Origin of the sequence: Pantoea sp. M_9, assembly GCF_008631385.1 — a bacterium.
GTDB classification, from domain to species: Bacteria; Pseudomonadota; Gammaproteobacteria; order Enterobacterales; family Enterobacteriaceae; genus Pantoea; species Pantoea eucrina.
This window is the reverse complement of sequence record NZ_VWUF01000002.1, coordinates 583,331-595,435: the sequence shown is the minus strand read 5'-3', so window position 1 is coordinate 595,435 and position 12,105 is coordinate 583,331. Positions and strand designations below refer to the sequence as shown.

The 12,105-nt window shown below is 57.6% G+C and carries 11 protein-coding genes; 4 read left to right on the top strand and 7 right to left on the bottom strand.

The genetic code is table 11. The features are described from left to right. Nucleotides 1-243 precede the first annotated feature (243 nt). The 7 genes from F3I15_RS06600 to F3I15_RS06570 all read right to left on the bottom strand — a co-directional run bounded on the left by F3I15_RS06600 (nt 244) and on the right by F3I15_RS06570 (nt 7,573). The gene (locus tag F3I15_RS06600; protein WP_150017138.1) at nt 244-1,056 is read right to left on the bottom strand and encodes a Brp/Blh family beta-carotene 15,15'-dioxygenase; all 813 of its coding nucleotides are present in this window, start codon (nt 1,054-1,056) and stop codon (nt 244-246) included. Next, on the bottom strand, nt 1,053-1,766 hold the full coding sequence (locus F3I15_RS06595) for a bacteriorhodopsin (protein ID WP_150017137.1): 714 nt from the start codon (nt 1,764-1,766) through the stop codon (nt 1,053-1,055). The genes F3I15_RS06600 and F3I15_RS06595 overlap by 4 nt, the downstream gene beginning before the upstream one ends. Before the next feature lie 418 nt (nt 1,767-2,184). Next, a complete protein-coding gene (locus tag F3I15_RS06590; RefSeq protein ID WP_150017136.1) occupies nt 2,185-2,607 on the bottom strand; it encodes a thiol-disulfide oxidoreductase DCC family protein in 423 nt (140 codons plus the stop codon). Between the two features lie 53 nt (nt 2,608-2,660). Next, a complete protein-coding gene (locus F3I15_RS06585; RefSeq protein WP_150017135.1) occupies nt 2,661-4,922 on the bottom strand; it encodes a xanthine dehydrogenase family protein molybdopterin-binding subunit in 2,262 nt (753 codons plus the stop codon). Between the two features lie 12 nt (nt 4,923-4,934). After that, nucleotides 4,935-5,927 (bottom strand): xanthine dehydrogenase family protein subunit M, encoded by a 993-nt coding sequence (locus F3I15_RS06580; RefSeq protein ID WP_150017134.1) that lies wholly within the window; start codon nt 5,925-5,927, stop codon nt 4,935-4,937. Continuing rightward, on the bottom strand, nt 5,924-6,412 hold the full coding sequence (locus F3I15_RS06575; protein ID WP_071668343.1) for a (2Fe-2S)-binding protein: 489 nt from the start codon (nt 6,410-6,412) through the stop codon (nt 5,924-5,926). Before F3I15_RS06575 ends, F3I15_RS06580 begins: the two co-directional genes overlap by 4 nt. Before the next feature lie 186 nt (nt 6,413-6,598). Beyond that, nucleotides 6,599-7,573: an XdhC family protein gene (locus tag F3I15_RS06570; RefSeq protein ID WP_150017133.1), complete on the bottom strand. Its 975-nt coding sequence runs from the start codon at nt 7,571-7,573 to the stop codon at nt 6,599-6,601. A 182-nt stretch (nt 7,574-7,755) separates the two neighbouring features. Between F3I15_RS06570 and F3I15_RS06565 the strand changes: the two genes are divergently transcribed. From F3I15_RS06565 to kup, 4 genes are all read left to right on the top strand, one after another. After that, a complete protein-coding gene (locus F3I15_RS06565; RefSeq protein WP_150017132.1) occupies nt 7,756-8,088 on the top strand; it encodes a gamma-glutamylcyclotransferase in 333 nt (110 codons plus the stop codon). 34 nt (nt 8,089-8,122) lie between these two features. Beyond that, the gene (locus F3I15_RS06560) at nt 8,123-8,908 is read left to right on the top strand and encodes an MBL fold metallo-hydrolase (RefSeq protein ID WP_150017131.1); all 786 of its coding nucleotides are present in this window, start codon (nt 8,123-8,125) and stop codon (nt 8,906-8,908) included. Nucleotides 8,909-9,015: 107 nt separating this feature from the next. Continuing rightward, the gene (locus F3I15_RS06555) at nt 9,016-9,816 is read left to right on the top strand and encodes a MetQ/NlpA family ABC transporter substrate-binding protein (protein ID WP_040113501.1); all 801 of its coding nucleotides are present in this window, start codon (nt 9,016-9,018) and stop codon (nt 9,814-9,816) included. Nucleotides 9,817-10,030: 214 nt separating this feature from the next. Beyond that, nucleotides 10,031-11,899, top strand: coding sequence for a low affinity potassium transporter Kup (gene kup, locus F3I15_RS06550; RefSeq protein ID WP_150017130.1), 1,869 nt, complete (start codon nt 10,031-10,033; stop codon nt 11,897-11,899). The last annotated feature ends 206 nt before the right edge of the window (nt 11,900-12,105 follow it).

Sequence of the window (12,105 nt, the reverse complement as noted above, 5' to 3'; positions counted from 1 at the left end):
CGTGCCAGAGTTGTGACTGGCTTCATGAATGCAACAAGTGATCGCGCGCGAAAAGTCAATAATTACATAGAGATAGGGATATTAATTTTGAAATATCCGCGTTATGTCGCAAACTGACAGTACAATGTCGCATGGTGATACATTATTAATTAAAACAGTTTTTCTGGCAGGAAATTCTTATTATCTCACCTGCCATTTTCCTGCTTATATTTGAATAGAGGATGGCGTAATGAATGGCACGCATTATTTACGGTACGGCGGTTTCTCAAACCACGGCGTAATCAGCAAATGAGGAATGGCCAGCGCAGCGAGCGCGGCAAACAGCGAACGCACGCCGGCGCTATCGGTGGGTTGCATCATAAACGTTATCGCTATCGCCAGCAGAATTGCCGCAGTCAGCACCGGCCAGACGGCGCGCAGGTAGTCTGCGTAATGTCTGAAGCCCAGTAAATCACGCCGTTCGCGGGTCTGCGGCAGCGCATGCAGGATCAAAAAGCCCACGGAAAAACCGACAAAGGGTGGCAGCACCAGCAGAGCCAGCGTTCCGGCCAGCAGACGCCTGTCGCGCCGCAGAATGCCTGCCAGCAATAGCGCTGCGGCGGTAAAGCCGCCTGCCACAGCCAGTGCTGCAGTTATGCTCTCCGGCATGGCAGATGCCAGCCCGGCCTGGTGCAAAATCGTCCGGTACTCTGCCAGATGCAGCGCGGCAGGCGTCGCAATCAGGCTGACGCCGCGCGCCAGTCGTTCAGCCAGAGAGCCGTGCGGTGCATCTTCCAGCGCAAAATGGATAGCAGAGGCCAGCAGAAAGCCCGGCAGCGCGATTGCCGGCCGCCAGTGCCACCAGAACAGGCACAGCACAATTACCACGCCGTAACCCGCCAGAAAAACGCACTGCTGTTCGCGCCTGACAATCTCAAGATCGCTTGCGCCGTGTGCCATACCGATAATGCCGATAGCGACGATGGCGAACAGCAGCTGAACCGGCTGCGGACTGAAAGAGGCAGCCAGAGCTGCCCCCCAGAGCGTCAGCCAGCCGGTATGCTGCCGCAGGATCATACCCGCACGGCGCCATCGCGTTTTGCGTAGCGCAGCGCTTTTTCCAGATTCGCCGCCGCGTAAAAGGCGTAGAAAACTTTGGCGATAATATCCAGGATCAGGAATGCCCAAATCGAAGCTGGATCGGAAATAATCTTCAGCCCTTCCGGCCCGATCAGAAATACCACCGGATAGATAAACCAGACTACCGTCAGCAGCGCCACGTTTTTGTTATAGGCCCCCGCCAGCGCGCTGCCCCGCTCTGCTGCCATCCTCCGCAGCGGTCCCCACAGCAGGTAGATCACGCCAAGGAATGCGGCACAGGACCAGAGATACCAGACCCATTTTCCTGCTGCGGTTTCCGCCAGCGAAGAGATCAGGCCGGTCACAATCATCATCACATCCAGCACAATGATGGCGGTCAGAAAGCCGCCCATCTCACCCGGTTTGCCATGTTCATGAAAAGCCAGCATAACCAGTCCCGCCAGCAGAATCGGCGTGGTGACTGACCAGTCAGCATACCGTGCCATATAGACCGTCGTGCCGCTGTCGAGCGTGAGATTGCCGTAGCCAAACGCCATCGCCAGGTACGCCGTAGCGGCGATAAAAGGCACTGATGCATGCATCAGGGTATGGTGACGGGAGGGAAAGGTTTTACTGCCGGTGGCATAAATTGCCAGTGACGCAAGCGCCATTACCAAAAACCCGATGAGAAATGCAGTCTGGTCCATGTTAATTACTCCTGTACAGCGGCGTCATTAATACGTCCGCTGCGCTGCGAAAGAAAATAAGAGTCAGGGTATATTCCGGAAGAGAATATGCTTAAAGTATATGGCGTTATTTCTGTTCTGCCATTTTCCGCGAGGGTAAGTATTTTTGAGGGAAGAAATGGATGAAAATGCACTCTGTTAGTGAGGTGTAATTTGTTTTAATAAGCCTTAAAATGTAATTTAGTATGTAAAGAAACGTATGCAAAACATTCGCTGCAACTTTCTGCTGCATGGAATGCCGTAAAATTACATTATAATCATGAAGTTATAAAAATACCCGTAAACCATTCTGACGTAGCGCATAAGCGCGCACCATGCAGAAAATTTATTTACCTGCGCCGCTTATTATTATTTTCTGCTATGAAAGCACTGATGCTGTTCAACGCGCAATAAATCTTTCGGGAAAATCGGGAGAGAGCTGTCTGACATCACCATAGCGGCCAAAAAGGCGATAGCGGTTTCGGGCAATAAGGTTATATATCGCATTGCTTACCGCATCGGGGAAATAACGCAGCAGCGCAAAAATACGCCACCCGCTGTGGAGTCTTTTCATCACGCGACAGATTGCCTGGGCACGCAGCCAGTGTCCGTTTTCACCAATCAGCACAATGGTGTGGATATCGTCAACGGGCATGTTGACATGACGCAGCAAGGTTTTACCCTCCTCACTTTGCACGGTGGCAAACCGTACCCGCCGATCCAGCCGGTGTCGCAGCAAAAATGCTACCCAGCCGTTGCAGAGTTTGCACACGCCGTCGTAAAGCACCACCTGTTCACCAGGCCTGAGATAGGGAATTGTCATATAAGCGCCCACGGGGTAAAGCGGCGGCATCCTCCTGACGCCGCCAGCCTGCATTAATCGAGTAACTTCTCCAGGGAAAGCGGCAGATCGCGAATGCGCTTGCCGGTTGCGTGATAGACGGCGTTACTGATAGCCGCAGCCATGCCGACAATACCCAGTTCGCCCACCGCTTTGCCGCCCATCAGCGTGGCGTGATGATCCGGTTCACCCACGTCGATAGTGATAATCTCCGGCACGTCAGCGTTCACCGCAATCAGATAGTCAGCGAGATTATTGTTCACGATGCGGGCGTTACGCGGATCGACCGCCCCGCCCTCCAGCAGCGCCTGCCCGAGCCCCATGACCATTCCGCCAATCCACTGGCTGCGTGCAAGTTTAGGGTTGTAGAGCCTCCCGCTGTCAAAGGCAGAGACCATACGTCTGACGCGCACCGTACCGAAATCTTCATCCACGCGCACTTCTACAAACTGCGCGCCCCAGCTGTGCGAAGAGAACGCTTCCGGCGTGGTCATCCGCGACATCGAGTGCACCGCTTCATCGCGCTCTTCTGCACTTTCGTCCGGCTTAAAGGTGCCGTCCGTTACCGCCAGCGTCTCTTCACCGCTCAGCCGCACCAGATCGCCCAGCGATACTGCCCGCTCCGGCTGACCTTTCAGGCATACGCCTCCTGCGCAGAGCGTCAGCTGTTCAGCGTCGGTCTGCGGGAACGGAGCATCTGAAGAAGCGCCTGCCAGCGCGTAGAGCCGGTCACGCAGTGCCACCGCCGTTTTATGCACGGCACCGGTCAGGTTGCCGGCCAGCTGCGAACCGCCCGCAACGCCGGCACGCGGCAGCCGGGTGTCGCCCAGCTCCACTTTTATACGGGTTGAATCAAGGCAGAGCACCTCTGCCGCGGTCTGCGCCAGAATGGTGTAGGTTCCGGTACCGATATCGGCGCCTGCACTCTGCACCACCAGCTCACCCTGACTGTTAAGGATCAGGCGCGCCTCAGCCGGGGCTTTGTTCACAGGATAGGTTGCCGTTGCCATGCCCCAGCCAATCAGCTCACGGCCTTCGCGCATTGATCGCGGCGCCATGGTGCGATCTTTCCAGCCAAAGGCTTCCGCAGCCGCGCTGTAAGCCTCTTTCAGGCGGCGCGTACTCCACGGCAGGTTCTCCTGCGGATCCTGTTCTGCGTAGTTGCGCAGACGCAGCTCCAGCGGATCGATACCCAGCGCATAGGCCATCTCATCCATCGCCACCTCAAGCCCGAACGCGCTCGGGTTCTCACCGGGCGCGCGCATCCAGCCTGGCGTAACGGTGTTAATAGCGGCCACGTAATGACGTGAATAGACGTTGGGCACATCATAGATGCGTCCGGTGACTTTGTTCGTCCCTTCAGCGAAGGTGTCAATGAGCGAGGTATCGCTCAAACCTTCATGCAGGATCGCCAGCAGTTTTCCATCCTGTGCGGCCCCCATCTCAATCGTCTGCTGCGTTGCCGGACGACCGCCCAGTCCGGTAAAGGTCTGCGGGCGCGACAGCGCCACTTTCACCGGACGCGTCAGCGCGCGCGATGCCACGCAGGCCAGCGCCACATGGGTATAGGGCACGGGTTTTGATCCAAAACCGCCGCCCACATAGGGAGAAATCACCCGAACCTGCTGCTGCTCAATGCCGAGCCATTCAGCTATTTCAGTCTGTGCGCCCATCACCCACTGGCTTGGCTCCCATACCGTGAGCGCATTATCCTGCCATGAGGCGATACAGGCGTGCGGTTCCATTGGCATGTTATATTCACGCGGCGTGGCGTAGCAGCTTTTGATTTTCACTTCTGCCTGCGCCATCGCCTGCTGCGCATTCCCCATTTCAACGGTAGCGCTCTCCTGGCGCTCCGCTGCCGGATCGTCCATCCAGACCAGCGGCTTCGCTTCCTCATAGCGCACTTTCACAAGACTGGCAGCCCAGGTCGCCTGCTCAAACGTTTCTGCCACCACCAGCCCGATGTTCTGACCGTTATGAATGATTTTGTCATCCTGCAGCGGTGTGTAGGTAGACTGCGCCGCGCCGCCATCAGCAATGGCGGTGGGCTTGTTAATCTTCAGCGGATTGAGATGGGTATAAATCGCCACTACGCCAGGCTGCTGTTCCGCCTCAGCGGTATCGATATCCGTCATCCGGCCGCTGGCGATAGTGGACTGCACCACCACGCCATACAGCATATTCTCAGGCTGATACTCCGCCGCATAGCGCGCAGCGCCGGTGACTTTCACCACGCCGTCGCCCCGACTGCGTCCGGCACCGAGTGCCTGATAGTTCTGTTCCTGCTTGTCCATACAATCTCCCCGTTACGCCTTGCCGCCAGCCTGAAGTAGTGCACGTGCAATCACGCGCGGTGTCAGCACTTTTTTATGCTGATTCTGCGGCAGTGTTTTCGCATCCTGCACGATACGCTCTGCGACACGACGCAGCGTCTGTTCATCAAACGGCTGGCCGCGCAGCGCTCCTTCCACCTGCTGTGCCCGCCAGGGTTTTGTCGCCACGCCGCCCACGGCAATACGCACGTCACGGATACGGTCGCCATCCAGCTCAATACCAACGGCAGCACTGGCGGCAGCAAATTCATACGAGCTGCGATCGCGCACTTTCAGGTAGTGCGAATGTTTCAGCGCGGCGGTGCGCGGCAGCTCCACCGCAATAATCATCTCATCGCTGGCGAGATCGTGCTCCAGATGCGGCGTATCGCCGGGCAGCAGATAGAACTGATCGATCGGGATACGGCGCTCGCGCTGTGCGGCATTGCGCACGATAACCACGGCATCAAAGGCGGTCAGTGCGACAGCCAGATCGCCCGGATAAACCGCAATACAGCTGTCACTGGTACCCAGAATGGCGTGGTTGCCGTTAATGCCCTCCAGCGCGGCGCAGCCCGAGCCCGGATTGCGCTTATTACAGGCGCTGAACGTATGCGGATCGCGGAAGTAAACGCAGCGGGTACGCTGCAGCAGATTGCCGCCAATGGTGGCCATGTTACGCAGCTGCGGCGACGCCGCCTGCCACAGGCTGTGATAAATCGCCGGCGCTTCACGCTGACACTCTGCGTGATGCTCCAGTTCGCTCATGCGCGTCAGCGCGCCAATGCGCAGGCTGTCAGCACTGAACGCAATTTCACGCATCTCCTGCAGACCGCTGATATCCACCAGCGCCGCGGGCTGTTCCACGTCACATTTCATTAAGTCAATCTGCGTGGTGCCACCTGCCAGAAACCGGCTGCCGGCACGCTGCTTCTGCTGCAGCGCCTGTTCAGGGCTGTTCGCCGCAAGGTAATCAAAGGGATTCATCGCGCCTCCGAACTGAGATCGGCGGCGGCCTGCTGAATGGCGTCGACGATATTAGGATAAGCACCGCAGCGGCAAAGGTTACCGCTCATATACTCCCGGATCTCGTCAGCAGATCCGGCATGTCCTTCGGCAATGCAGGCGGCGGCAGACATGATCTGCCCCGGCGTGCAGTAGCCGCACTGAAACGCGTCATGCTCCAGAAAACGCGCCTGAACCGGATGTAGCGTACCGTCAGGTCGCGCCAGACCTTCAATAGTGGTGACCTGCTGCCCGTTAGCCTGCACGGCCAGCGTCAGGCAGCTCAGCACCCGCTTGCCATTAATATGCACGGTACAGGCGCCACACTGGCCCTGATCGCAGCCCTTTTTTGTACCGGTCAGCGTCAGGTGTTCACGCAGCGCGTCCAGCAGCGTCACGCGCGGGTCGACGCTAAGTTCAATGGGCTGCCCATTGACTTCGAGGTGCAGTTGTATGTTTTCTGACATGGCTCATTTCCAATAGTGAAAGAATCGATCGGGATGCGCGTTTAGGATCTCTTGATAGCGTGCGCACCCGCTAAGTCTAGACGCTGAGCGCATTTCGGAAGGTGTTGTCAGAAAAAAGGACAAACTTTGTGGGGGATTATCGCAAAAAATGCCCTGGCGCAAAGGGCCAGGGCTGTCGGAACGGGCTTACTGACGGGCTGCAAGGCCATTTTTATGACGCACGATGTCTGCCATAATCGATAGCGCAATTTCTGCCGGGGTTTTACTGCCAATATCCAGCCCCACCGGGGCGTGAATGCGCGCCAGCTGCTCAGGCGTCAGCCCGGCGATCTCCGCCAGACGCGACAGCCGCCGGCTGCTGTTGCGCTTCGAGCCCATCGCGCCAAGGTAAAATGCCGGCAGCATCACCGCTTCCATCATCGTCAGGTCATCGATACGCGGATCGTGGGTCAGTGACAGAATCGCCGTTGCGCTGTGGCACCCCTCACGCTCCAGATAGCGGGCCGGAAAACAGCGTATAATCCGCACGCCAGCCTGCAACTCCGCGCCCATATTCTCCAGCACCTCATCACGATGCTCGCAGACCAGCGTCTCAAATCCCAGCGCCTGCGCAAAGTTGGCGCAGTAAATGCCTACGCTGGAGAGACCGGCGATAATCAGGCGCGGCGGCGCAGAGAGCGTCAGCGTAACCTGGTTGCCGGTAATGTGCGCGGCGGTCTGCTGCGTATAGGGGTGCGTCTCTATGCCGGCGCAGGGGTGCGGCAGCAGCAGCGTTTTACTGATGGCTTCGGCCCGAACCAGCGCATCGTGCATCTGGCGCAGATAGTGAATGGATGCCGCTCCCTGCGGCAGCTTTTCCACCAGAATATCCAGCACGCCGCCGCACGGCAGAGCCCGGTCAGGCGTGAGTCCGCCATCGCCATAGCGCACAACGGCGCTCGCCTCGCTGAAAGCGTCTGCCGCGATACGCTGGCGAAAATCCTCCTCCACACAGCCGCCGGAGAGCGAGCCGCAGAAGTGCCCATCGGCGCGGATCGCCATCATGGCACCCGGCGGACGCGGCGAGGAGCCAAAGGTGCTCAGTACGGTACAAAGCCATACCGGATGTGCTTCTGCCCAGTGTTGCGCGGTTTCAAGAACCTGCACATCAAGGTGATACATGAATTGCTCCGTCGTAATGTCCCCCTTTTTTACCTGCAGGGACCTGAATCTTCCTATGAGTAAATGCCACATTTGACGTTTCGTCTAACTGACGCGGAATTTTTCCCGCCCGTGACGTTTACCGGCCCCGCCCGCTGCGTCACAATAGCCGGTTCGTATAACGCAACCCTTACAGGAGTGGTATGAAACCTCTGTTTGTCTACGGTACGCTGCAGCCCGGGCACGATAACGCCCATCTTCTGGAGCAGATAGGCGGCGAATGGCTGGCCGGCAGCGTCAGCGGCACCTATTATGCGCGGGGCTGGGGCGCTGCCGCTGACTTTCCCGGCGTGGTGCTCTCACCGGATGGCGCGCGCGTACCAGGCTATCTGTTTTTCTCGCCGCATCTTGACGCGCACTGGCCGCTGCTCGACGCGTTTGAAGAGGGATACGATCGCGTGCCGGTCGCCGTGACCACCGATCGGGGTGAGCAGATCGCTGCCTGGGTTTACGAGCTGCAGCCCGCTACAGAGTAGCTATCCTTATCGGATCAGCTGATAAGGAGAGATTATGATTACGCTCTGCACTGCCTGCGGCACCTCTTACGCCGAACCGGCTCCCCGGCGCTGTCCCGTCTGTGAAGATGAGCGCCAGTTTATTCCGCCAGGCGGGCAGCGGTGGATAGCGCAGGCGGATTTACGCGCCGCGCATACCAACCGGTGGCAGCAGCACCTGCCCGGGCTGCTTTCGCTGCAGAGCCTGCCGGCATTTGGTATTAACCAGCGCGCTTTTCTGCTCTGCACCCCGCACGGCAATATTCTCTGGGACTGCATCGCTCATCTGGATGACGCCACCGAAACGCTGATCCATGCGCTGGGAGGCGTGCAGGCGATCGCTATCTCCCATCCCCACTACTACACCACGATGCAGGACTGGGCCGCCGCCTTCAGCGCCCCCATCTGGCTGCACGCCAGCGACAGAGAGTGGATCATGCGCGACAGCCCGTGGATCCGGTTGTGGCAGGAGGAGGAGCATGACCTGTTGCCTGACGTCACGCTGCTGCGTCTCGGCGGGCACTTTGCCGGGGGCACGGTGCTGCACTGGCAGCGCGATTCGGGTGTAATGCTGAGCGGCGATATTTTGCAGGTGACGCCGGGCGCGGATGCCGTGTCATTTATGTGGAGCTATCCCAACATGCTGCCGCTCCCTGCCCGGGTGGTACGCGACATGATGCAGCGGTTGCAGAACCGGCATTTTGCCCAGCTTTACGGCGCATTTGACGGCCGTGAGATCCTGCAGGATGCCGATAGCGCCGTCGCACGTTCCGCGCAGCGCTATCTCAACTGCCTGAAGTAGCGCATAACTTATGCACTAAAAGCATAAGCCACCTGTTAATTATGGATGTACAGACGTCTGGACGCATATTATAGTCCGGGGCTGACAAGAATAAGGATGCTGCAAACATGAAAAAACATTTACTGACCGCGCTGCTGGCCGCTTCTGTTACGCTGCTTAGCGCCTGCGACAATAATAATGACGAAAAAATCAAAGTTGCGATCAACAGCGGCCCGGATGAACAGCTCTGGCAGACAGTGAAGCAGGTCGCCCATGACAAATATAAGCTGGATGTTGAGGTGATTGCGTTTAACGATTACGTGCAGCCCAACGAGGCGCTCTACAACAAAGACGTGGATGCAAACGCCTTTCAGAGTCTGCCCTATCTTGAGATGCAGTCAAAAGAGCGCGGTTATAAATTTGCTGTGATCACCAATACCTTTGTGTTCCCGATTGCCGGCTACTCCCGCAAAATTAAAAGCCTGAATGAACTGCCGGATGGCGCGACGATCACGCTGTCAAATGAAGCGACCACGCTGGGTCGCAGCCTGCTGCTGCTGCAGGCGCAGGGCCTGATCAAAGTGAAACCTGAAGCGGGTCTGCTGCCCACCACGCTGGATATCACTGCTAATCCTAAAAAGCTGAAGTTTGTTGAAGTCGATACGCCGCAGCTGGCACGCACGCTGGACGATCCGCAGGTTTATCTCTCCATTATCAATAACAACTTTGCGGCGCTGGTGAACCTCTCCGCCTCACGCGACGGTATGTTTATGGAAGGTAAAGCATCGCCATACGTCAATGCCATTGTGGCGCGTGAAGATAATAAAGAGAGTGCGAACGTGCAGAAACTGAAAGAGGCCTTCCGCTCGCAGCCGGTACTGGATAAAGCCAACGAGATTTATAAAGGCGATATTATCAAAGGCTGGTAAGCCTTAACCGCATGCCGCCCTGAGGGGCGGCTTTTTTATGGCTGTTAAACGCAAAGCGATATAAAAAACGCGTAAAAATTTGCGCTTCCGGCGTAAAAATGGTGTGTAAATATTCGCCACCCTCTCCCTGCCTGCGCCGAAAACCGCTATCTTCGCCGCTATAACTCCGGCGCTGAAGAGACCGCGCCTCTCTGTTAACCTGAGCAGGAACGCTATGAAACACCCGCACAAAGCCTCGCTGCCTGCCGGCATGCTGGCTGCTGCCGGTATCGTCTTTGGTGATATCGGCACCAGCCCGCTTTATACCCTGAAAGAGTGTCTGTCGATTCTGCCTGATGGCAGCGTCACACCGGCTGCCGTCATGGGCTTTTTATCGCTCATCTTCTGGGCGCTGACGCTGATTGTTACCCTGAAATATGTCTGTTTTGTTATGCGCGCGGATGATGACGGAGAGGGAGGCATCCTGACGCTGATGGCGCTGGCGCGCCGCGGTGTCAGCAGCAAAGCGGGACACGCTGTGATGCTGGCCGGTCTGATCGGCGGCGCGTTTTTTTATGGCGACGGGGTGATCACCCCGGCGATTTCGGTGCTCTCCGCCATTGAAGGCATTGAAGTGGTTTCACCCGCGCTGGAGCGGTTTGTGGTTCCGCTGGCGCTGGTTATTCTGACGCTGCTGTTTGTCATTCAGCGCCAGGGAACTGAAAAGGTCAGCCGTATATTCGGGCCGGTGATGTTTGTCTGGTTTGCCGCCATTGCCCTGCTTGGCCTACGCGGCATTTTGCTTAATCCGCAGGTGCTTCAGGCGCTGAGTCCGCACTATGCACTCGACTTTCTGCTGAGCCACTCTGCGCTGTCGCTGGCGGCGCTCGGCATGGTGGTTCTGGCGGTTACCGGTGCCGAGGCGCTGTATGCCGATATGGGGCATCTGGGCAAAACCCCTATCCGCCTCGCCTGGCTGGTTATCGCTATGCCGGCGCTGGTGCTCAACTATTTTGGTCAGGGCGCACTGGTGATGGCGAACAGCGCCGCGCTCAGCAATCCATTTTACCTGCTGGCACCGGCGTGGGGGCAGATCCCGCTGATTGTGCTTTCGACGCTGGCAACGGTTATCGCTGCACAGGCGGTGATTTCAGGCGTGTATACGCTGACGCATCAGGCGATACGGCAGGGCTTTCTGCCGCCGATGCGCATTATTTTTACCTCGCATACTGAGTCAGGTCAGATCTACATTCCGGTTGTGAACTGGCTGCTGTTTACCGCAGTGATGCTGGTGGTGGTGGCCTTTCGTGAGTCGTCGGCGCTCTCCTCTGCTTACGGCATTGTCGTGACCGGTACGATGGTGATCACTGCCGGGCTGGCAGGCGTGGTGGCGCGGCGCAACTGGCGCTGGCCGCTGCCGCTGGCGGGGCTGTTCCTGCTGATGATGCTGTGCATCGACGTGCCGCTGTTTATCGCAAACCTGATGAAACTGCTGTCAGGCGGCTGGATCCCGGTGCTGCTGGCGCTGACCATGATGGCGCTGATGCTTATCTGGAGCAGCGAGCGCAACCGGCTGATCCGGCGTCTCGACAGCAGCCAGGCCAGCCTGCTGGCGCTGGTCAGCTCGCTGGAAAAAAGCCCGCCCAGCCGCGTGGAGGGCACCGCCGTGTTTCTGGCGCGTAAAGAGTTTGAGATCCCGCAGGCGCTGCTGCACAACCTTAAACATAATCGCGTGCTGCACCGTCGCGTCGTGCTGCTGCATATCCGCACCGTTGACACGCCGCGCGTGCATAACCAGCAGCGTATTACGCTGACGCCGCTTTCCGCCTCCTTCTGGCAGGTTACTGCCGCCTATGGCTGGCGCGAAACGCCGTCGATGGCTGAGATCCTGCACCTGTGCGGGCTGGAGGGCTTTGGCTGCTCGGTCAGTGAAGCGTCGTTCTTTACCTCCCACGACACGCTGGTGATGAAGCAGCGTCGTGGTCTGGCGCGCCTGCGCGGCGGCATTTTTCACTTTTGCCAGCGCAACGCGCTGCGCGCTCATGAACAGTTTCATATTCCGCCTAACCGCGTTATCGAACTGGGTGGTCAGCGTGAGTTTTAACCCGTAAGTGCACCAAAACACGGCATAAACCTGTAAGCAGATGCAACCAGGTTGCTGTAAGAGTGACAAAGTTGTGGCAGAATTTTTCTTAACAACTTATTAGCAATTAAAGCTAAACCAGACGGCGCGGCAGGGTGTTTAGTCATTCTGTCGCCCGCGCTTTTCAAGCCGGGCAGAAAAATGCATAACGGACCATACCGTGCAAT